This is a genomic window from Thalassotalea coralli (assembly GCF_055786205.1).
Map to the genome: position 1 here is coordinate 449,192 of NZ_JBVVBK010000001.1, position 22,200 is coordinate 471,391.

The 22,200-nt window shown below is 40.9% G+C and carries 21 protein-coding genes; 7 read left to right on the forward strand and 14 right to left on the reverse strand.

Annotation, left to right across the window (positions count from 1 at the left end; genetic code table 11):
• The first annotated feature begins 77 nt into the window (after positions 1-77).
• Positions 78-821 (forward strand): transporter substrate-binding domain-containing protein, encoded by a 744-nt coding sequence (locus ACOB80_RS01955; RefSeq protein ID WP_473164117.1) that lies wholly within the window; start codon positions 78-80, stop codon positions 819-821.
• Between the two features lie 20 nt (positions 822-841).
• Here ACOB80_RS01955 and ACOB80_RS01960 read toward each other — a convergent pair whose 3' ends face one another.
• The 4 genes from ACOB80_RS01960 to ybeD all read right to left on the reverse strand — a co-directional run bounded on the left by ACOB80_RS01960 (position 842) and on the right by ybeD (position 3,532).
• Positions 842-1,381 (reverse strand): type II secretion system protein, encoded by a 540-nt coding sequence (locus ACOB80_RS01960; protein ID WP_473164118.1) that lies wholly within the window; start codon positions 1,379-1,381, stop codon positions 842-844.
• Between the two features lie 238 nt (positions 1,382-1,619).
• On the reverse strand, positions 1,620-2,588 hold the full coding sequence (gene lipA, locus ACOB80_RS01965; protein ID WP_473164119.1) for a lipoyl synthase: 969 nt from the start codon (positions 2,586-2,588) through the stop codon (positions 1,620-1,622).
• Positions 2,578-3,243, reverse strand: coding sequence for a lipoyl(octanoyl) transferase LipB (gene lipB / locus ACOB80_RS01970; RefSeq protein ID WP_473164120.1), 666 nt, complete (start codon positions 3,241-3,243; stop codon positions 2,578-2,580). Before lipB ends, lipA begins: the two co-directional genes overlap by 11 nt.
• A gap of 25 nt (positions 3,244-3,268) precedes the next feature.
• Positions 3,269-3,532, reverse strand: coding sequence for a DUF493 family protein YbeD (gene ybeD, locus ACOB80_RS01975; protein WP_473164121.1), 264 nt, complete (start codon positions 3,530-3,532; stop codon positions 3,269-3,271).
• Positions 3,533-3,908: 376 nt separating this feature from the next.
• Here ybeD and ACOB80_RS01980 point away from each other — a divergent pair, with 376 nt between their 5' ends.
• Positions 3,909-4,568, forward strand: a complete 660-nt coding sequence (locus ACOB80_RS01980) for a hypothetical protein (protein ID WP_473164122.1) — start codon at positions 3,909-3,911, stop codon at positions 4,566-4,568.
• A 20-nt stretch (positions 4,569-4,588) separates the two neighbouring features.
• Here ACOB80_RS01980 and ACOB80_RS01985 read toward each other — a convergent pair whose 3' ends face one another.
• The 10 genes from ACOB80_RS01985 to leuS form a co-directional block, all read right to left on the reverse strand.
• The gene (locus tag ACOB80_RS01985) at positions 4,589-5,785 is read right to left on the reverse strand and encodes a serine hydrolase (RefSeq protein ID WP_473164123.1); all 1,197 of its coding nucleotides are present in this window, start codon (positions 5,783-5,785) and stop codon (positions 4,589-4,591) included.
• Positions 5,786-5,938: 153 nt separating this feature from the next.
• Positions 5,939-6,712, reverse strand: coding sequence for a septal ring lytic transglycosylase RlpA family protein (locus tag ACOB80_RS01990; RefSeq protein ID WP_473164124.1), 774 nt, complete (start codon positions 6,710-6,712; stop codon positions 5,939-5,941).
• A 1-nt stretch (position 6,713) separates the two neighbouring features.
• A complete protein-coding gene (gene rodA, locus ACOB80_RS01995; protein ID WP_473164125.1) occupies positions 6,714-7,829 on the reverse strand; it encodes a rod shape-determining protein RodA in 1,116 nt (371 codons plus the stop codon).
• Between the two features lie 2 nt (positions 7,830-7,831).
• Entirely contained in the window at positions 7,832-9,817 is a 1,986-nt protein-coding gene (gene mrdA / locus ACOB80_RS02000; RefSeq protein ID WP_473164126.1) for a penicillin-binding protein 2, read from the reverse strand.
• 11 nt (positions 9,818-9,828) lie between these two features.
• Positions 9,829-10,299: a 23S rRNA (pseudouridine(1915)-N(3))-methyltransferase RlmH gene (gene rlmH, locus ACOB80_RS02005; RefSeq protein ID WP_473164127.1), complete on the reverse strand. Its 471-nt coding sequence runs from the start codon at positions 10,297-10,299 to the stop codon at positions 9,829-9,831.
• Positions 10,300-10,305: 6 nt separating this feature from the next.
• Positions 10,306-10,626, reverse strand: a complete 321-nt coding sequence (gene rsfS, locus ACOB80_RS02010) for a ribosome silencing factor (RefSeq protein ID WP_473164128.1) — start codon at positions 10,624-10,626, stop codon at positions 10,306-10,308.
• A 94-nt stretch (positions 10,627-10,720) separates the two neighbouring features.
• Positions 10,721-11,404, reverse strand: a complete 684-nt coding sequence (gene nadD / locus ACOB80_RS02015; RefSeq protein WP_473164129.1) for a nicotinate-nucleotide adenylyltransferase — start codon at positions 11,402-11,404, stop codon at positions 10,721-10,723.
• Positions 11,391-12,437 carry a DNA polymerase III subunit delta gene (holA, locus tag ACOB80_RS02020; protein WP_473164130.1) on the reverse strand — a complete coding sequence of 349 codons (1,047 nt, stop codon included), beginning with the start codon at positions 12,435-12,437 and terminating at the stop codon, positions 11,391-11,393. Before holA ends, nadD begins: the two co-directional genes overlap by 14 nt.
• A 31-nt stretch (positions 12,438-12,468) precedes the next feature.
• On the reverse strand, positions 12,469-12,960 hold the full coding sequence (locus ACOB80_RS02025; protein ID WP_473164131.1) for an LPS-assembly lipoprotein LptE: 492 nt from the start codon (positions 12,958-12,960) through the stop codon (positions 12,469-12,471).
• Positions 12,961-12,978: 18 nt separating this feature from the next.
• Complete coding sequence (gene leuS / locus ACOB80_RS02030; RefSeq protein ID WP_473164132.1) at positions 12,979-15,558, reverse strand: leucine--tRNA ligase; 2,580 nt, start codon at positions 15,556-15,558, stop codon at positions 12,979-12,981.
• A 201-nt stretch (positions 15,559-15,759) separates the two neighbouring features.
• Here leuS and ACOB80_RS02035 point away from each other — a divergent pair, with 201 nt between their 5' ends.
• The 5 genes from ACOB80_RS02035 (at position 15,760) to nuoC (ending at position 22,196) form a co-directional block, all read left to right on the forward strand.
• Positions 15,760-16,239, forward strand: coding sequence for a zinc ribbon-containing protein (locus tag ACOB80_RS02035; protein ID WP_473164133.1), 480 nt, complete (start codon positions 15,760-15,762; stop codon positions 16,237-16,239).
• Between the two features lie 135 nt (positions 16,240-16,374).
• Positions 16,375-18,768, forward strand: a complete 2,394-nt coding sequence (locus tag ACOB80_RS02040) for an AAA family ATPase (protein ID WP_473164134.1) — start codon at positions 16,375-16,377, stop codon at positions 18,766-18,768.
• 565 nt (positions 18,769-19,333) lie between these two features.
• Positions 19,334-19,762: an NADH-quinone oxidoreductase subunit A gene (gene ndhC, locus ACOB80_RS02045; protein ID WP_473164135.1), complete on the forward strand. Its 429-nt coding sequence runs from the start codon at positions 19,334-19,336 to the stop codon at positions 19,760-19,762.
• On the forward strand, positions 19,762-20,400 hold the full coding sequence (locus tag ACOB80_RS02050) for a NuoB/complex I 20 kDa subunit family protein (protein ID WP_473164136.1): 639 nt from the start codon (positions 19,762-19,764) through the stop codon (positions 20,398-20,400). Before ndhC ends, ACOB80_RS02050 begins: the two co-directional genes overlap by 1 nt.
• Positions 20,397-22,196: an NADH-quinone oxidoreductase subunit C/D gene (nuoC, locus tag ACOB80_RS02055; RefSeq protein WP_473164137.1), complete on the forward strand. Its 1,800-nt coding sequence runs from the start codon at positions 20,397-20,399 to the stop codon at positions 22,194-22,196. The genes ACOB80_RS02050 and nuoC overlap by 4 nt, the downstream gene beginning before the upstream one ends.
• Positions 22,197-22,200 lie beyond the last annotated feature (4 nt).

Here is a 22,200-nt window from a genome sequence, read left to right on the forward strand (position 1 = left end):
TAACTATTCTTAATATAACCTTTAACAATCAGCATAGGATTTGCCGTTAACGCGATGACAGTTGTCGCTGGAGATGTATGCGTCTATTAAGCCAATTTCTATTAGTTCTATTATTTTTTTTCAATTGTCAGTTCAGCAATGCGCAAGTTATTACTATTGGCCTCGAGCCTTTTCCTCCGTTTGTCGACCAATATGGCAAAGGACTTACCATTAATTTGCTAAAAGAAGTAGAGCGTATATCTTCATTTAAATTTGAAGTCGAAGTCATGACGTATGCAAGAGCTAAGCATGAACTTAAGAATAATCGCTTAACCGTAGCTGGGCATACACCAAAAGGCAATGAAACATCAGAGTTTTATCAGTATGCAGAGGAACTCGATTGGCAAATAGATACGACAGCAGATATCTTTGCATTTGACGTTCAGTATTTAGAAAGTAAAAAGGTAGCCAAAGGTAAGCTAGGAACAACCTTGGGTAATGCCGGCTTTTTCGCTGAAATGTTAGGGATTTCTAAGGATAAATTTGTTGAGGTTTCTAGCCTCAATCAGCTCGTTGATATGTTTATTGTTGGGCGACTGGATGCAATATTGTTTGAACGCGCTTCAGTCATGACCTTATTACAAGAAAAACAGATATCTCATGTGCATTACCGTTCAATTGGTTTAGTGCCGGCTAGTGTTGCTGTGAAAAAATCGCCACAAGGAAAAGCGTTAAAAGCCGAGTTAGACGCATTAATCGAGCGCGTAGATACCGATAATATCTTTTCTAGTTATTTAAAATACACTCGTTTGCCAAATGAAGGGATAGTACCTAGACGTTAGACAAGTAAATTTGTTTTTCGTTAACACTCACTGGTGTGCACAGTTATCGTTGGACCTGACGGGGTGTTGGATTCTGGATTTTCATAGCGGATGTGACATAAATAATTTACCCCTTTTACGTCATAGTCATCGGTAAAGAAAATATAAATTTGGTTGTTAGCAGTTGATTTGTCGGTGAAAAATGTTGCTGATTGCCTGTTTCTTCTAGCTGTGTTTCGATCGACAGCATCTATCTCTAACCAAGCTTTTACTTGATTATTTATTTGTACAAATGAATCTCTACCACGTACGGAAGGCTGCCCGTAATACAGAGGAATGGTCGTGCCGTTAACAAGGATAGAGCCTGAACCTAGATGTTGGCCCTCGGCTAGCGCTTTTGCGTAAAGTAAATTTAAACCACTCTCCATACTGCCACCAATAGATTCTAACATTGAAGCTTTTGAATCTTCCGAGAGGCTAACAAATTTTGGTAAGGCAAAGCCAGCAAGTACGCCTAGTAAGAGTACTACTGCAATAACTTCAATTAATGTAAACCCATGTTGTTGTACTTTATTTTCCATACATGAACAGCTTTAAAGTCTGCTCCACCCTATGAATTTTGTATTTGTAGATGATTGCTTAAAAGTATAGTAAAAAAGCAATGTTTAATAATGCCGGATTTTATAAAAAAGGCTGTAACATCTTGTTACTAGGTGAGTAAAAACAAATCTTATAAGGAAGGTAGGAAGTTTTGAAATTGACTAGCGAAATTACTTCCTAATTGAGAAGTAATTTCGCTGGCGAGTAAAATCACCTTGGTTATTTTACTTCCTCACCTGCTGCTTGTTTATCAGCATGGTAAGAGGAGCGAACCAATGGACCACAGGCTGCGTGTTCAAAGCCCATTTTCATCGCTTCATCATGAAACATTTGGAATTCATCTGGGTGAACATAACGCTCTACCGGTAAGTGATCTTTACTTGGCTGTAAGTATTGGCCAATGGTGAGCATGGTTACGCCATGTGCTCTTAAGTCGCGCATCACTTCTAAAATTTCTTCGTTAGTTTCACCTAAACCAACCATTAGGCCCGATTTAGTTGGAACGTTAGGATTCGCTTCACCGAATTTTTTCAGTAAATCTAACGACCACTGATAGTTAGCGCCTGGGCGTGCTTTTGTATAAAGACGAGGTGCTGTTTCCATGTTGTGGTTGAAGACGTGTGGAGGGTGAGCGTTTAAAATTTCTAAGGCTCTATCCATACGACCGCGAAAGTCTGGAACTAGAATTTCTACTTTAGTATGTGGAGCAAGTTCGGCAATTTCTTTTACACATTCAGCAAATTGGCTTGCGCCACCGTCGCGTAAATCATCTCTATCTACAGAGGTAATTACGACGTATTTAAGCGCCATATCTTTAAGAGTTAACGCAAGTTTCTTTGGCTCTTCTGCATTTGGCTTTAACGGGCGGCCGTGAGCAACGTCACAAAATGGACAGCGTCGCGTACAAATGTCACCTAAGATCATGAAGGTGGCCGTACCATGGTTAAAGCACTCTGATAAGTTAGGGCAAGACGCTTCTTCACAAACTGAATGTAAGTCATGCTTTCTAAGTGCTTTTTTTATGTTGTCAATGCGTTCACTGCTGCGAGGCAACTTAATGCGTAACCATTCTGGTTTGCGCAACATAGTTTCTCTTTCTGAAGGAACAATTTTTATCGGGATATGCGCCATTTTATCGGCGTCACGTAGTTTTGTACCCGGCTCAATGCGAGACGATTTAATGGTCATTGACTGACTCCAACCCTGCAGCAAAGGTTAATTCTGACGTATTTAACAGTGCTGACATTTTCTTAACTAATATATCACCTGCCTCGGTGACTGAATCTAAAGAGGAAATATCGGCACTCTGTACCATTTCCAACCCAGCATAACCGCATGGGTTAATACGTAAAAATGGTTCCATATCCATATTTACGTTTAATGCCAAGCCATGAAAAGAGCACCCTTTCCGCACTCTAAGACCTAGTGAGGCAATTTTTTTCTCATCTACATATACGCCGGGTGCGTCTGGCTTAGCATAAGCTTTGATGCCTACCTCTGCTAGCGAGGCGATTATACCGTTTTCTATCAAAGTAACCAGCTCTCTAACGCCCATTTTTCTGCGTCGCAAATTAATGAGAAAATACATTACTTGTTGTCCTGGGCCATGATAGGTAATTTGACCGCCGCGATCGGCTTTTACCACTGGAATGTCACCAGGCATTAATAGGTGCTCTTCTTTACCAGCTTGCCCTTGTGTATAAACGCGAGGGTGCTCAACTAGCCATAACTCATCATGAGTGTTTTCATCGCGATTGTCGGTAAAATTTTTCATTGCTTGCCAGACAGTTTCATAGTCCTTCAAAGATAACTGTCTGATAACGAGTGGATACTGCTTATTCATAAAAATTATAAATCTAACGATTAAGTTAAAGCACGTAGCGCACTTGCTCAATGGCAGAAAGTGTTTGGTAGATTTGTTCGATGTGTTCTTTACTTGTTACACGAACTTTAACTGCTACCGAGTGGTAGTTGCCTTTGGAGCTAGGCTTTACTGTAGGTGAGTAATCTCCCGGTGTATGCTTTTGTAACTCGGATACAACTAGATCTGGAAGCTCGTCACAGGCAATACCCATTACCTTAAAGTTGAGTACCGTAGGAAATTCCAATAATTCGTCAAATTTCGTTTTCATTTATCTGCTCTTTAGTGATGACTATGTGTTGTCACAACATAATTGGTGGATATTTTACCATTGTTTTGTCTCGAGCAACATGGTGTCGAGTAGGCTATTTTTCAAGTCTGTGATTTTTGCAGATGGCTGGAAAGGGGATTCTCGGAGAAATTAAGGCATTCCAGTGAGTTAGTTTAAAATGCAATGCTTTTGTTGCAAAAATGTTATCAAAATGTATTTTGTGTGTTATTTTTGTCGGTGTGTTTATCGATATTGTGCTGTTTGCCTAAACGTAAGTGAGGTTAATAGCGCGTTCTTGTTATGAAAGATAACCACATTGGACGGCCAAGTTAGGCAACTAATTTAGGTAGTGAACTTAGGCAACTAAGGAGGCAGGATGAAACAAAGGATTTTTAAAAATATTAGTTTAATGACTATACTGATCGCGCTTATTGCTTTCTTTGTTCATTTCTCTAATATTCTGCCTTCAACGTCAACTTTACCTTCATCTACAAAGCAATTTAAAGAATTTACTAGCCAACAAACTTTTAATGAGATGTTAGATTTTGGCAACAATGCCAAAGCACGGCTTTGCACACTAGAAGCTAATTTTTATCCTTGTTCTATTAATGTTCAAGCAGATATTGCTGATATCGTTCTTGATAAAACAAGTGGTGGGTTGATCTCTTCACAAGTTTCGATTGTGTTATCGAGTACCAATTTCTCTGAGTTAGTAAGGTATTTAAAAAGTACCACTAAATCAAAACAAATGAGCCTTAAAATGTCTGAATATCAGGTAAAGGCCATGAATATTGCCGCGACAATAGACGGTGTATCGACACCTGTTTTACATTGTAATCAAGATTTTTGTGGATTGACCTTAGGGTATAACAACCAAGAGGCTCTACAACGCTTTAACGAGAAGTTTTTTGTTTCCAAACAATTTACGGGTAACTTTTTCATAGGCTATACAGGTTCTCTAGATAAAAACAATGCCCAATTAAGGGCATTGTTTTTCCCAAATAACTTGGGGCCAATAATCAGACTCAAGCAGTAGTCTGACAAAGCAGTGGTTGATTAGTTTTCAGCAAATTGTAATTTGATATAGTCAACTAAGCGATCAAACATACCACCTTCATTCACTTCAGCGAGAGTGACTAAAGGATATTGACCGATATCTTCACCATCAAGTTGTAAAAATACTTTACCTACAACTTCACCTTTTTTGATTGGCGCTATAAGTTGCTTAGACAATTCAAAATTAGCCTTTAAGTTTTTACGCTGACCACGAGGGATCGTAATTGGTGTGTCTTGCGTGATCCCTAAAGCAATTTGTTCTGAATCGCCCATCCAAACACGGTGCTCAGCAAATTTTTCGCCAGCTTTATAAGGTGTATAAGTTTCGAAAAAACGGAAGCCGTAATTAAGTAGCTTTTTGCTCTCTACTTTTCTTGCTCGCTCGCTCTCAGTGCCCATTACCACACTAATTAAACGCATTTCGCCTTTAGTAGCAGATGTCACTAAGCTATAGCCAGCTTGCGATGTGTGACCTGTTTTTAAGCCGTCAACGTTCATGCTTTTATCCCACAATAAACCATTTCGGTTGTATTGCTTGATATTATTGAAAGTGAAAGACTTTTGTTTATAAAGGTCGTATTCATTAGGCACATCGCGGATTAAAGCGGCTGCCAACGTAGCCATATCACGTGCCGTAGTTTTGTGCTCTTGGCTGTCTAAGCCGTGACTGTTTTCAAAGTAACTAGAGCTCATGCCTAGTTGCTCTGCGTGAGCATTCATTAAATCTGCAAAGGCGTCTTCACTACCAGCAATGTGCTCAGCCATGGCGATACAGGCATCATTACCTGAAGCCACGATAATGCCTTGGTTAAGGTCATGTACTGAAACTTCTTTACCAACTTCTAAAAACATCAGTGAAGAGCCTTCAAGTACGGGGTTTCCCGTCGCCCAAGCATTTTCACTAATCATTACCATGTCTTTATTAGAAATGTTTCCAGCTTCTAGCTCTAAACCAATAATGTAGCTTGTCATCATTTTAGTTAAGCTTGCTGGTGCTAATAAAACATCGGCATTTTCTTGAGCGATAACTTTACCGGTTGTGTAATCAATTAATATGTGGCCTTTCGCATTAACTTGCGGAGGCGATGGGATAATTGTATTCGCATGAGCGGTGGAAAAAAGAGAAAAAGAAATGCATCCCACGACTGAAATCGTTTTACATTTTTTAGAAATTTTTTGAAGCAATGTAAACGGCATAATTTACCTTGTTAAGCACAATAAATCGTCAATGGCCCGCTATATTCAAACGAGCCGCAAAATTATAATTGCCGAAAGTATACCAGTTTTGCCTTTTAATGCTACGGGCATTTTTGCCACTAAATTGTATCTAATCGTGTTTTAATCGGTTGACTATAAAGAAAGGGCAAATGCTTCTGGATAACCGTTACTTTTTAACTGGGATAAAAGGTCTGATTGATGTTGCTTAGAGCTTAACGGGCCTAGCTTTACGCGGTAAATCCCATTATTAAAATGAGCTTTTGCTGGCGCTTTATAAAGGCTTGTTAATGCTGCCGATTTATTATTGGCAACATCCTTACGTTTAGTAGCGAATACTTGAATATATAGACCTTTGTTTTTGACTACCTCAATGGGGGTCGACTTCTCGAAGTTGGTAATCGCTTCTATTTTAACATTTGCCGTTCCCGTTTTTAGCATATCGAGTTTATAAGCAGCACTATAAGATAAGTCTATTATTCTACTTTGGTGGAATGGCCCCCGATCGTTAACGCGCACGATTGCCGTTTTGTTATTGGCTAAGTTAGTTACTTTTACATAGGAGGGCAACGGTAAGGATTTGTGGGCGGCACTCATGGAGAACATGTTATAAATTTCACCATTGGCAGTTAAATGACCGTGAAATTTTTTACCATACCAAGAAGCCGTGCCCGTTTGCGTAAATCCTTCCGCATGAGGTAATACCTTATAAGACTTGCCCAGAACTGTGTAATGTCGGTTGCCGCCTTTGCTTTTTTGTTCTGCGCGAGGAACAGGATCTTCCATCTCAACCTGTGTTGGCAAGCGGGTTGGTTTGCTGTCATATTTTTGGCTATAGCGACCAGAACTTGAAGAACAAGCTGTAAGTACAAGCGAAATTAAAACTAAGGTGAAAGATTTTAAGGTCATATTAAACAATAAAACGCCTGTGAGTACTAATAGCCATTAAGATACCAAAGCCTGCCATTAAGGTCACCATAGATGTACCACCAAAACTGACCAGAGGTAAAGGAACGCCAACAACAGGCAATAAGCCTGATACCATACCAATATTAACAAATACATAGACGAAGAATGTTAGGGTAATACTACCAGCAAGTAACTTGGTAAATGCGTGTTGTGCATTTACAGCAATCCATAAACCGCGCATGACAACCGCTAAGTATACGAGTAATAGTAAAGCAACACCGATTAAGCCAAATTCTTCGCTAAAAACAGCGAAGATAAAGTCAGTATGCCTTTCAGGTAAAAACTCCAATTGTGATTGCGTTCCTTGCATCCAACCTTTGCCATCAATACCTCCCGAGCCGATGGCAATTTTAGATTGGATGATGTGGTAGCCAGCACCAAGGGGATCTTGCTCAGGGTTGAGAAAAGTCAGTACCCGTTGTTTTTGATACGGCTTCATCAAAAACATCCATAAAATAGGCGTAAATGCAGAAGCAAGTACTGCGCAGCTACCGATTAACTTCCAACTTGCTCCGGCAAGAAAAATCACGAAAATACCAGAGCTGGCGATTAACAACGATGTTCCTAAATCAGGTTGGCGAGCAATTAATAGCGTAGGAACTAACACTAATATAAAGGCGACTAGAATATGTCGAAATTTAGTGGGTAAATCGAACTGGCTAATGTACCACGCAATCATGATAGGAACGGCTAGTTTCATGATTTCAGAGGGTTGAAACGTGGCTATACCTACATTAAGCCACCTTTTAGCCCCTTTACCAACATGGCCAAATAGCAATACGGCGACAAGCAAACCAATGCCTACAATAAACGCTGGAACAGCCCATTTACGCCAGAATAAAGGAGGGATTTGCGCAACAACTATCATCGCGACAAAAGCAACTGTCATACGCTTAACATGCGCCATCACCATATTCATATCGCCGCCGCTCGCGCTATAGACGACGCATACACCAAGTATTAGTAAACATAATAAGCCAGCTAAAAGAGGCGGATCAATGTGGATAATCTGCCAAATACTGCGTTTTTTTTGTTGGTCTTGTCCTGTCGAACGCATGATTAATGCTGCCCTTGTGCAGATGTTCTAGAGAGGTTATCAGTGCCTTGCATGTAAGTTTCATCATGCATAATATGCTTATTCTTACTAACGATAACTCGATTACCAAAATATTGATCTAGTATTTGGCGTGCAACAGGTGCAGCGTTTGTCGCACCACCACCTTTAGCCACGTTTTCTATCGCAACCGCTACCACTATTTCTGGCTTTTCATAGGGAGCAAAAGCAACAAACATGGCATTGTCTCGCTTACTTTCTTGGGTTGTTTCTGCATCATATTTTTCGTCTTGGCCTAAATTAGCGGTTTGCGCTGAGCCGGTTTTACCAGCAGCATCATACGTACTGCCTTTAAACGCGTTATAACCTGTCGCGCCTTCTTTCTGCACTGTGTTGTGCATCGCATCAAGTACGTATTCCCAGTTTCGATCATTTTTCAACACAATAGGCGGCTTTTCATCAACCTCAAGTTGCTCAGTAACGTAATGAGTGACATTGTCGTTTTCTGGATCTACTTGGTTGTAGCTCATCGCATTAACTAAATGAGGAACTTTGATTTGGCCTTTGTTGACCAAAATCGACATAGATTGTGCTAATTGCAATGGTGTCACTGTCCAATAACTTTGTCCTATACCAACAGACAAGGTTTCACCCGTATACCAAGGTTGGTTATAGCGAGCTCGCTTCCATTCTACACTTGGCATAATGGCGCGATTCTCTTCGTAGATATCAAGCCCCGTAAATTCGCCAAAGCCAAATTTTTCCATCATACGCGCAATACGTGATATCCCTAATTTGTATGAAAGATCGTAATAGTAGACGTTGCAAGATTGTTCTAGAGATTTCGTTAAGTCGACCTTACCATGGCCCCACTTTTTCCAGTCTCGGCGTTTTTGCTCAATACCTGGTAGCTGATAAAAGCCTGGATCCCACACTTCAGTTTCAGGCGTAATTATCCCTTCTTCCAAGCCGGTTAAGGCGAGTAAAGGTTTTACAGTTGAAGCCGGCGGGTAGCCTTGTACCGTTCGATTAACCAAAGGGCGATTTTTTGAGTTGAGCAGCTTTTTGTAATTCTTGCTACTAATGCCATGAACGAACAAATTTCCGTTATAGCTAGGGTTTGAATACATGGCGAGTACACCACCGTCTCTAGGATCAATCGCTACAATAGCGCCACGTTTACCTGAGAGCGCACGCTTAGCGACCATTTGCAGTTCAATGTCTAACGCTAGCGTTAGATCTTTACCTGGAATAGGCGGCGTGAAATTGAGAGTTCGGATGATACGGCCCTGGTTATTCACTTCCACTTCTTGGTGGCCTATGGTGCCGTGCAATGTATCTTCGTAGTACCTTTCTAATCCTAGGCGACCAATATTACGGGTAGCAGCGTAGTTTTCTTCTTTTCCTTGCTCTTCTAGTTTTATCGCATCTCTACTATTGATACGCGCTACATAACCTAAGGTATGAGTGGTTAAGTCGGCGAAGGGGTAATAGCGTTTAAGGCGTGCTTCAATAAAAACACCTGGGAATTTATGCTGGTTAACAGAAAACAACGCCACTTGTTGGTCGCTTAAGCGAGATTGTAATTCAATTGGCTTAAAGCGACGTTTATAACGCATAGAGCGAAATAGCTTATCTTGCTTTTCTTTTGAAATACCGAGAAGCTGGCTTACTTCGGCAATTGTTTTTGGTAAATCTTCGATTTGCTCAGGTATAACTTCAATAGAATAAATCGGTTTGTTTTCTGCTAATAAAACACCATTCCTATCGTAAATTAAGCCTCTATTAGGCGCTACTGGCAGTAGTTTTATACGGTTGGAGTTAGAACGGGTTTGATAATTATCGTAGGCACTGATTTGTAAATTAAATGCCTGACTAAACAAAACCAACAGCATTATTACAACGAAAATTAATGCAATAAACGCGCGTCTAGCAAATAGGTTTGCTTCTGCGGAATGGTTTCTAATGGCAACTCGTTGTTGTCGTACCATAACGTTAAAAACTACTCCCTATGATAAGGGTGGTTATGGTTTAAGCTCCAAGCACGGTAAAGGCTTTCGGCAACAATTATTCTCACCATAGGGTGAGGCAGAGTAAGCGGTGACAACGACCATTTTTGTTCTGATGCTTTAATACAAGCCGGTGCCAACCCTTCAGGGCCGCCAACAAGTAAAGCGACGTCTCTACCGTCATGTTGCCAATTGGTTAGGTGTTGAGCCAATTGAGGAGTTGTCCAAGGTTTACCGGTTACTTCAAGCGTAACAATTCTATTTCCCTTAGGGATAGCCGCTAACATTTGCTCGCCTTCTTTATCTAGAATTCGAGCAATATCGGCATTTTTACCACGCTTTCCTGCCGGAATTTCCACTAAGTGAAATGACGTGTCTTGGCTAAATCGGCGAGTGTATTCTTGAAAACCTTGCGTGACCCATGATGGCATTTTGGTCCCGACTGCATACAGGGTTATACGCATGGCCGATTAAGATTCCCAAAGCTGCTCAAGTTGGTATTTGTCGCGCGTTTCGTCTGTCATTACATGGACAATAACATCGCCAAAGTCGACAAGAGACCATTCGCCAATATCATTACCTTCAACGCCGATAGGTTCTATTCCTTCAGCGCGACATTCCAAGGTGACATTTTCTGCAATAGACTTCACGTGTCTATTTGAGTTGCCTGAAGCAATAATCATGAAATCTGCAAAATCGGATTTTTCTGAAATATCTATGGTAGTAATATCTCTGCCTTTCATATCGTCAATTTTGTCAGCGATAAAGGCAGCTAGGGCGTCTATTTGCAATCTAATGTCTCTTAAGTTTTATCAAAATATTAATCCCTGATAATAACACCAAATATTTGATAGGTTAAGGGAGACGTGAGGGATTCGGTTAATATTATTGGTACAATTGGTGTTCTTTTATGTAATCAATAATTTCAGGGGCTAGCCATTGTGTGCATTTATTACCACTAGCAAGTTTATTTCTCAGGTCACTGGAAGAAATATCGACAGTAGGTTGTTGATGAAAGTATATGCCTCCCGTTTGCTCTGTAAAGTTTAGTGGGGAGCCTTGCTTAAAATAATTACCTAGTTTTGCTTGGCACTCAGTGGAAAGTTCTTGCTGAGAATATCCAGGGCGAACATTAACCACGAGATTAGCGACCTTTAAAATATCTTGCCAACGATGCCAGCGAGTAAAAGAAAGCAAGGAATCCATACCAATAATGAAGAATATTCGATGTTCTGGATGTTCATTTCGATATGCCTGCAAAGTGTCTACGGTATATGACGGCGATTGCTTAATGACTTCTCTAGAGTCTAAAGAGAAGGAATTGTCTTCACTAATTAAGCGTGTCAACATGCCTTGACGATGTTCTGCAGAAGCGTGGCTATTGGCTTTGTGTGGTGATAAATAGGCTGGTAATAAGGTTATTGTCTTTACAGCTAACCATTTTGCCGTCTGTTTAGCAATGTTGATATGACCAAGGTGAATAGGGTCAAAAGAACCGCCTAAAATGGCAATATCTTTAGGCTGAGTTAAGCACTTGTCGTTTGAAGTTGAGGGATTATGCGTACTCATAATTAAGTGCTAAGTGTTTGAGTTTATCACCTTGATATAAACTGGTAATTACGTCGGCGAGTTGAATAAACGGGTTAAAGTCAGAAGCCGTTTTTATGGTGAGGTCAACATCGGCCAAGCGGCTAATCGCAATGTTCAAATTTGATTGGCTAATGTTGGCGAGGGCTTGTTGATAAAGTGGCTTACGTTTATCCCAGATACGAAATTCTTTTGCAATGGTATTGAAGTCTTCGCCTTGGCTCATACGGCCGTGCATAGTGGCAAGCTGTTTAATTTCTTTATGTACAAACCAAATAAGTTGCCCAATGGCAGTACCATCGTGTTGCAGTTGATCTAACATACCAAAGCATTTTGTTAAATTTGCTTCTAACATGGCATCTATCAATTGAAATGGGTTGAACTTAGCTTGTTTGATCAGAAGTTCTTGTGCTTGCTCTGTTGTAATGAGCTGTTGGCCAAAAAGCAGTGAAAGCTTTTGTAGCTCTTGGTCTAAAGCGTTTAAATTACCTTCAAACAGTTCAGCAAGAAGAAATACAACATCAGGCAACATATTGACTTTGTAGTGCCTAGCTTGCTTTTGAATCCATTGATTTAAATGCTTACCGTCAATATCGTATAGCGGTAAAAAACATGCGTGTTCTGCGAGTTGCTTAAACCACTTACGCTTTTGTGTCGCAGCATCTAACTTGTCGCCGTGAATTAATAACACAACGTCTTGTTGAAGCTGTTGGCAAATATGTTCGATAGCTTTCGTCGCGGCATCATTAAGCTTAGAGCTCATTAGCTCTAATTCAATAATACGCTGTGAAGCGAATAAACTTAATGCTTGGTATTCTTGTTGAACTAGCTGCCAATCGAATTTATCGTCAACAGTAAAGCGGATAAGTTCACTAAAGCCTTGTTGTTGCAACTGTTGTTTTATTGCCTGTAAACTATTTTGCTTTTGCCAAGGCTCGTCGCCAAAAACTAACCACACAGGCCAACTTGATTGCGCAAGTGTTTGCTGAAGTTGGCTGTGATAGATTTTTTTCATAGGCGAATAAGCGTGTCCTAAGCGTTAACGGTTAAACAGGTGTTGACGCTAAATTACGTAAAATTCGATCTGCGGCTTCAATACGCATTTCTTTGAGCATAAGATCTAGCTCACGACTTTTCGCTAAAGCAATGTCAGGATCGTCTTGGTAATCCCGATAAAGCTCAAACTCAAAATCCTGTGGTTCTTTATTCGGCATCACCAGTTGGTATTTAACCGTATAAATCAGCTCATATTCTGCTACTTGCCCGTTAGGAAATACCGAAAGCGTTCGGCGATCTAATTTACCCTTTAAAATTCGAAGTTCAGGTGTTTCTTTATTGTAGCTAGATACAATATTGACCTGATTACGAATTAAATGTTGCTTGGTAATTCGCGTAAGTTCACCAAATTTATCTGCTGAGCTTACATGTAAGGTTTGTAATTCAGGGGCAATTAAGTAATTGCCTCTAAGCTTAAAACCACAGGCTGTTAGCGAGAACGCTAACAGCAACACGAATAGATGAGTTAAATAAGATCGCATATTGACTCTTAGTTGAAACTAGTTAGCAACAATGTTTAATAGTTTGCCCGGCACGTAAATGACCTTGCGAACCGTTTTGCCTTCAATAAACTTAGCAACATTTTCTTCAGCTAAGCCTTTCGCTTCTACCGAATCTTGACTTGCATCAGCTGCAACTGTCATTTTTGCTCTTAGCTTACCGTTAACTTGAACGATGATTAGCTTTTCATCTTCGACCAAAGCAGACTCATCAACAACAGGCCATGACGCATCTTCAATAGTGCTGCCATCGCCAACTTGTTGCCATAGGTTGTGACCTAAGTGTGGCACAATTGGCGACAACATTAAAATAACTGCTTGAACCGCTTCTTTCATCACAGCGCGGTCTGCATCAGTTTCTAATGAAGCTTTGCTTAAGTGGTTCATTAATTCCATGATGGCAGCAATAGCAGTATTGAAAGTGTTACGACGGCCAATATCATCACTTACTTTAGCAATAGTTTTGTGCAGTTCACGTCTTAATTTCTTCTGATCTGCATTTAATGTTACATCAGCTAATGCCGGTGCATCGCCACTTGCTTGATAGTCGTAAACAAGCTTCCAAACACGCTTTAAGAAACGGTGTGCACCTTCAACACCTGAATCAGACCATTCTAACGTTTGCTCTGGTGGTGAAGTAAACATGATGAATAAACGAACCGTATCAGCACCATATTGTTCGATTACTTCTTGTGGATCGATACCGTTGTTCTTCGACTTAGACATTTTGCTCATGCCTGCCGAGATAACTGCCTCGCCGTCAATCTTACTTTTCGCTGCAGTAACTTGGCCTTTTTCGTCGCGTTCAACTTCTACGTCAGTTGGAGAAATCCACTCTTGCGCGCCATTGTCCGCTTCGCGGTAGTATGTGTCTGCTAATACCATGCCTTGACATAATAAGCTCTTAAATGGCTCATCTGATTCAACTAAGCCTACGTCACGTAATAATTTGTGGAAAAAGCGCGCGTATAGCAAGTGCAAGATCGCGTGCTCGATACCACCAATGTATTGGTCTACAGGTAGCCAGTAGTTAGCCTTTTCTGGATCCAACATTTGACTATCGTCTGAAGGTGAACAGTAACGTGCGTAATACCAAGATGACTCCATGAAAGTATCGAAAGTATCTGTTTCACGGAAAGCCGCTTCACCATTGTAGGTAGTTTTTGCCCACTCTGGGTCGTCTTTAATTGGTGACGTTACACCATTCATTACCACATCTTCAGGTAATTCAACAGGCAATTGGTCTTCAGGAACTGGCACAGAGTCACCATTTTCCAAATTAATCATTGGAATTGGTGCGCCCCAGTAACGTTGACGAGAAACACCCCAGTCACGTAATCGATAGTTAACTGTTACCTTGCCCTTTTCTAGGCTGATTAACTTATCAGAAATTGCTTTGAAGGCAGCGTCAAAGTCTAAACCGTCAAATTCACCTGAGTTTATTAACGTATTCTTTTCAGTAATCGCAGCTTTGCTAATATCGTCTTCATCAGTGCCAGCAATAACTTGCTTGATGTCTATGCCGTATTTAGTAGCAAATTCCCAGTCTCTTTGGTCGTGACCTGGTACCGACATAACAGCACCTGAACCGTAATCCATTAAGACAAAGTTTGCTGCCCAAACAGGCACTTGTTCACCGGTTAATGGGTGAATCGCTTTAAGGCCAGTATCAACACCTTTCTTCTCGATGTTAGCCATATCAGCTTCTGTCGCATTTTCAGCTTTACATTCTGCGATGAATGCTGCTAATTCAGCATTACCTTCAGCCGCTTTTAAAGCTAACGGGTGTGTTGCTGCAAGCGCAACATAGGTAACACCCATTACAGTATCAGGACGTGTAGTGTAAATATCGAAACTGTCGTCAGAACCAACAACGTCAAAGGTCATTTCTACACCTTCAGAGCGGCCGATCCAGTTGCGTTGCATGGTTTTTACTTGTTCAGGCCAACCGTCTAATTGATCTAAATCATTAAGTAATTCTTCTGCGTAGTCAGTAATTTTGATGAACCATTGTGGAATTTCTTTTTTCTCAATAATGGCACCAGAACGCCAACCACGACCATCGATTACTTGCTCGTTAGCAAGTACGGTTTGGTCAACTGGATCCCAGTTAACTGTCGCCATTTTCTTATACACTAAGCCTTTTTCGAAAAGTTTAGTAAAGAACCATTGCTCCCAACGGTAGTATTCTTTAGTACAAGTGGCTAATTCACGATCCCAGTCATAACCAAAACCTAGAGATTTCAACTGGCCTTTCATGTAGTCGATGTTTTGGTAAGTCCACTTTGCTGGCGCTGAATTATTTTTAATCGCCGCATTTTCAGCAGGTAAACCGAATGAGTCCCAACCCATTGGCTGCATCACGTTTTTACCTTGTAGACGTTGGTAACGAGAAATTACATCACCGAGGCTGTAGTTTCTTACGTGACCCATGTGTAATTTACCACTTGGGTAAGGGAACATAGATAAACAGTAAAATTTTTCTTTGCCTGGCTTTTCAGTAGCTTTAAAGGTTTTGTTTTCTGTCCAGTATTGCTGAACGTCAGCTTCAATAGCTTGAGGATTGTAAATGGATTCCATTTATAGATTTCTCGAATTTGATGTGTCGCGAATTGCGCATGAATACTTAGATTTAATTTCGCCATAGAATACATGATTTAGCCGGAGTTGGACAAGTTTAATCCACCTTCCACCGCTATTAATTTATTCATTGTAATAAATCATCGAAAAAAGCACGAACTGCTATAATGAAATTAAGGCAGATCCAAATGAGATGTTTTTATGGCAAACGATATATTTTCTCAATTTTATCAGAACATTGAACAATGGATTAAAGGCGTTAACGAGCACGAAATTACCCATTTAGTGACATTTGTCGAGCAGGGTAAACAATACTTACTCGCTGCAGAGCAACTACCTGAAGACAAGGTAAATCAGTTTGTCGATAATTTTAGGCTAGATTTACAAGAGTTTTACCTGCAATACCAAGAACAAGCGAAACATTCGGTTTATCTGGGTTTATTGGAAGAGTCTTGGTGGCAATATTTGGCAGATTTGACAGATCGCTCGCAAGTGGAGTGGGCGGAAATAGGTGAAGATTTTAAGCATGACGGCATTTACAAAAAAGGTGATATGATAGGTTTTGGGTTGTTAAGCTGTCGTAGTTGCCATCAAAGGCTTACCATTACCCATTTAACGCAAGTCTCTGAATGTGTTCATTGTGGTCATGAACAATTCTCAAGGTTGAGTTTAACCCCATAATATTAATATACATCAAAGTGCTAATAAGCTTTTGCTTGTCAAGGCATTATCAGAGTAAACTAGCGCTAAACAGACGAGTTAATCTCGCGTGTTACCAAGGCTTACATTTCTTTCAGAATTTATTAGGTAGTTTATATGACCCTAGACACCCGCCAATATCGCTTGGCGCCTGAACAACTTACCGCACAATTTGACCCTCAGTTATTTGACACCGTAGAGCATGATCCTTCTCAATCGAAAGTTTTTTTAGGACATCACCGAGCAAAAGAAGCGCTTGAGTTTGGCTTGTCGATGCAAACACGCGGATTCAACGTTTATGCAATGGGTGATCATGGCACTGGTCGTCAAACGCTAATAAAGCAAATGTTAGCCAAAATGGCAGCTAGTGAAGAAACACCAGCAGAGTGGTGTTACATCAATAACTTTGATGATGTTCATGCTCCTTACAAGTTATATGTCAGCCCTGGTGATGGCAAAATACTGTTAGCGCGTATTAATACCTTTATTGACGAACTGATGGACTTGTTCCCAGAAATATTTGATAACCCAGGTTATCAGCGTCAAAAGGCGGCGATCGATCGCGAGTTTAATCAAAAATATGATGAAGCAATCGCGAACGTAGAAAGCATTGCATTGGCCAATGAAGTTGTCCTTTATGAAGAGGCGGGAGAAATTGGTTTTGCGCCACTCGTTGATGGTAAGCCGTTAAATGATAAAGAGTTTGCTAACTTAGACGAAGAGAAGCGAGATGCGTTTTACGACTTGTTGGAAAAGTTGGAAAACATTCTCTCTGAGCAGTTGATTGAATTACCTCAATGGAAACGAATTTCTTCAGACAAGAAACGTAAATTGAAATACGATACTGCTGAGCAAAGTATTCGACCGTTTTTAAAAGAACTTGAACATGAGTTTGCCAGTAACTTAGGCGTGCTGAAATATTTGTCGAAAGTGAAAGCACATGTGGTTGATGCTGTGTTAGAGATACTGGTTGATGAAAGCAGTGAAAAGCAGCCTAACGACAAAGACTCTCGAAAGCTCATGCAAGAGCGCTTTTTGCCTAACCTATTGGTGGAAAGAAAGCCTGAAGAAGGCGCTCCTGTTGTTTATGAACAAAACCCAACATTTCAGAACTTATTTGGTCATGTAGATTTCGGCACTTTTCAGGGAGCAAGTTATACCAGTTATCGTTTGATTCGCCCTGGTGCTTTGCATCGCGCTAACGGCGGCTATTTGCTGCTAGAAGCGGAAAAATTAATGGCTAATCCTATGGTGTGGTCGCGCTTAAAGCTAGCCTTGAAAACGCAGCAAATTACCATTGAAAACCCATACTCAGAATTTTCTCAGCCAGGTGCTTTTAGCCTACAACCTGAGAAAATTCCGTTGAAAGTAAAAGTTATCTTATTGGGTAGCCCTGATATTTATTACATGCTTCAAGATTATGATCAGGAATTTACTGAACTGTTTAGGGTATTGGCTGATTTTGATCGTCATTTAACGAATGACGAGGAAAATTTGAAAGAATACGCACAACTCATTAGGCAACGTGCGTATAAACATGACTACCCGGAAATTAACAATGAAGCAGTTGCTGAAATGATTCGTTTTGCTTTGCGCAAAGCTGAGCATCAGCACAAGCTTTCTACCAATATCGTGCAAGTGAACGATTTGTTAGATGAAGCAGTGTATTTATGGCGTCTTCAAGAAGATCAGCAAGTGTTAACTAAAGGCTGTGTTGAACGCGCGATGGAGGCGAAAAAACGTCGTTCAGGGCGTATCAGCGAAGCTTGGTTAAATGAAATTAAAGAGCAGCAAGTCCTTATTAGCACACAAGGAAAAGCGTTAGGTAAAGTTAATGGCTTAACTGTGCTTGAAATTGGTGAAAGTGTTTTTGGTACGCCAGCTCGCATTAGCGCGACTGTCTACGCGGGTAGCAATGGTATTACTGATATAGAGCGTGAAGTTGACTTAGGTAAATCAATTCACTCTAAAGGTGTTTTACTACTAACCGGCTATTTAGGCCATAAATATGGTCAAGGGTTTCCGATATCTATTTCGGCTAATATTGCCATAGAGCAAAGCTATGGCCATATTGATGGTGATAGTGCTTCAATGGCAGAGCTTTGTGCGCTAATTTCAGGTATTTCACAATTGCCTATTGACCAAGGCATAGCGATTACCGGTTCAATGAACCAACACGGAGAAGTGCAATCAATTGGTGGCGTAAACGAAAAAATCGAAGGCTTTTATCGTTTATGTAAAGACAAAGGTTTGACGGGAGAGCAAGGCGTGATCATCCCGAAAACCAATATTATTAATTTGATGCTTTCTCAAGAAGTCATTCAAGCGGTTGCTGATAATCAATTTCATATTTATGCGGTGGATAATGTTGATCAATCGATGGAAATATTGATGGGACTTCCGGCGGGCCAAGCGAATAGTTTAGGTAGATACCCAAGAAAATCGATACATGCGCAGGTTCTTGAACAGCTTAAAAATTTATCTGACTTAATGAATGGCGAAGAAGAATAACAAGAAAGAGTAAGTCGCTGTATTTTATTAAGTCGTGCTGCCTAAATAAAAAATCTAAATAACAACTAAGAAAGCTTTTGGTGAACAAAAAACAACCAAAAGCTTTTTTTTGTCTATACTCAAAATGAGTGATAACTCTTATTAAAACTATAAATAGGCTTTAAAGCGGTTTTTACTCAAATATAGCTAACCCAATCAGCACAGGAGATTGATGTTTAGATAATAACAATAAACTAAAAGATGTATCGACAATGCTGCCGTCAATCGCAGTTTAGAACAGTACTAGCTATGGTTAGTTAGTTGTTCGCTTAACCTTCCTTATTCGAGTGTCTAGTCTGAGGCGCTCAAGATAATTACGTGCCTTTAATTTATAAAGTTATTGATATATAACGAAAATTTGCATATTTGTTTTGTTGGAGTATGCTTAATATTAAATGATTAAAAATTGTTCGATTGCGGTCTGTGTCAAAGAAGCCACTAATCCTTATTAACTAAATCATGGCATCTGTCGTCACAAGAATTGAGCCTAGTTACTTGGCTATTTTTGTGTGGGGGCAACACTGAAATGACAGAGCAATTATCAGAGCTTTGGCCGATCGCTGCATATTTCCTCATTTTGGTGGGGCTATTGGCAGTCATGATGGTTCTATCCTATGTACTTGGCCCACAATCAAAAAAGCCGGCAAAGAATCTGCCTTATGAGTCAGGCATTGTTTCGGTTAATGATAATAAAACTCGCTTTACCAACCATTTTTTCCTCTACGCTATATTTTTCGTTATTTTTGACTTAGAAACTATTTTCCTATTTGCCTGGGTAATTGCCTTTAAAGAGTCAGGTTGGCCGGGCTTTATTGAAGCCAGTATTTTCATTTTTATTCTATTAGCTGCACTTGTCTATTTGTGGCGCATAGGTGCCTTTAAGCTCAAGCGTCGACACCAATCTTTTGATAACGAGGCAACTAGCCACTTGTCATCAGCTGAAGGAGACAGCTAATGGAGTGGTCTCTTACCAAAGCTAAATTAGATGAGCAGCTAAAACAAAGTAAAACCGAAATCGAGGAAGAGGTCGGCCGCAATGTTTTACTGACAAAATTAGACGATCTCATTAACTGGGGTCGACAAAATTCTGTATGGCCATTCAACTTCGGTTTAAGTTGTTGCTACGTTGAAATGGCAACCAGTTTCACCTCTAGACATGATATAGCCCGCTTTGGCGCTGAAGTGATCAGAGCAACGCCGAGACAAGCTGACTTAATGGTGATATCGGGTACCTGCTTTCGAAAAATGGCGCCCGTTATTCAGCACCTATACGAGCAGTTGTTAGAGCCGCGCTGGATTATTTCTATGGGCTCATGTGCCAATTCAGGCGGCATGTACGACATCTATAGTGTGGTGCAAGGGGTGGATAAATTTATTCCTGTAGACGTTTATGTACCCGGTTGTCCACCGCGCCCTGAAGCCTTACTTGAGGGGTTATTACTTCTACAACGTCAGATTGCACATCAACCAAGGCCGTTAAGTTGGGTGGTTGAAGAGCAAGGGGTCCGAGAAGTCGCTAAGCCGTCCTTACGAGATATTAAACACGATAATCGAATTCAAGTGACCAATTTACAGGAGCCAGATTCAGTATGAGTTCCGCGGTTGATATCTCACAAAGCCATGATTGGCAAGAATCAAATGATCCTGCACTTCTCGAAGAAATTCGCGCGGCATTACCTGAAGTTAGGTTAACTGCTTGCCAACATGATGACGCAATTCGTGATGGCACGACGTCGTTTTGGTTAGACAAATCCAACGTGTTGGCAGTGATGAAACTACTAGGTCGTGACCTAACAAAACCATTTACTTTGTGTTTTGATATTACCGCAATAGATGAAACTAGAAGAGAGTATAAGCCTAAGTTAGCAAGAGACTTTACCGTAAGTTATCACTTACTCTCCAATGAGAGAAATCAAGATGTACGCGTTAAAGTTGCCTTAAGCAAGGAAGAGAAAAGTTTACCGAGTGTTAGCCAAATCTGGCCAAATGCCAACTGGTATGAGCGAGAAGTGTGGGACATGTTTGGTGTTCGTTTTACGGAGCATCCTCATTTAGCAAGAATTCTTATGCCGCCAACATGGAAAGGGCATCCGCTACTAAAAACACATCCAGCACGCGCGACAGAAATGCCGCCATTTTCACTAGACAGTGCTAAGCAACAGGCCGAGCAAGAGGCACTAAAGTTTAACCCAGAAGCTTGGGGTATGAAGCGCCAACATAACGATACAGACTTTATGTTTTTAAATCTTGGGCCAAATCACCCGAGTGTTCATGGCGCATTTCGAATAGTCCTGCAAATGGATGGTGAGGAAATTGTCGATTGTGTTCCTGATATTGGTTATCACCATAGGGGCGCAGAAAAAATGGGCGAGCGCCAATCTTGGCACAGCTATATTCCTTACACAGATAGAATTGATTACCTCGGGGGAGTGATGAACAACTTTCCCTATGTCATGGCGGTTGAAAAACTGGCGGGAATACAAGTTCCTGATCGTGCCAAAGTGATGCGTATTATGACGGCAGAGATGTTTCGTATTCTCAGTCATTTACTTTTCTATGGCACTTTTGCCCAAGACGTGGGCGCGTTGTCTCCAATCTTTTACATGTTTGTTGATCGTGAAAAACTATTTGGCATTGTTGAGGCTTTTACTGGCGCTCGAATGCACCCTAGCTGGTTTCGTATTGGTGGTGTCGCGTCAGATCTTCCTAAAGGCTGGGATAGTTTAGTACGTGAATACGTCAATTACTTACCAAGCCGATTAGACGAATACGAAAAAATGGTGATGCAAAACTCCATTTTAAAGAAACGAACCCAAGGTATTGGTGCTTATACCAGTAAACAAGCCATAGAGTGGGGCGCTACTGGACCTGGATTGCGAGCAACTGGTTTTTCTTGGGACGTTAGAAAGCAAAGGCCCTACAGTGGCTATGATCAGTTTGATTTTGACGTGCCGCTTGGAGAAAACGGTGACTGTTACGATCGCTGCCGTGTTCGAGTAGAAGAGATGCGCCAAAGCATTCGCATCATTAAACAGTGCTTGGAAAACATGCCAGAAGGGCCATATAAAGCCGAGCATCCGCAAACGACACCACCTGACAAAGCCCGCACCATGAAAGACATAGATACTTTGATCCCGCACTTTGTCAACGTTTCTTGGGGTCCAACTATACCTACTGGCGAGGTATCTGTGGCTGTTGAAGCAACCAAAGGCATCATGGCTTATCACTTAGTGAGCGATGGTTCGACCATGAGCTATCGTACCCGTATTCGCACACCAAGCTTTCCTCACTTACAAATGATACCTGTCATGGCTCGTGGCCAAATGGTGGCAGACTTAATTGCAACGCTTGGCAGTATTGATTACGTCATGGCAGATGTGGATAGGTGATGAG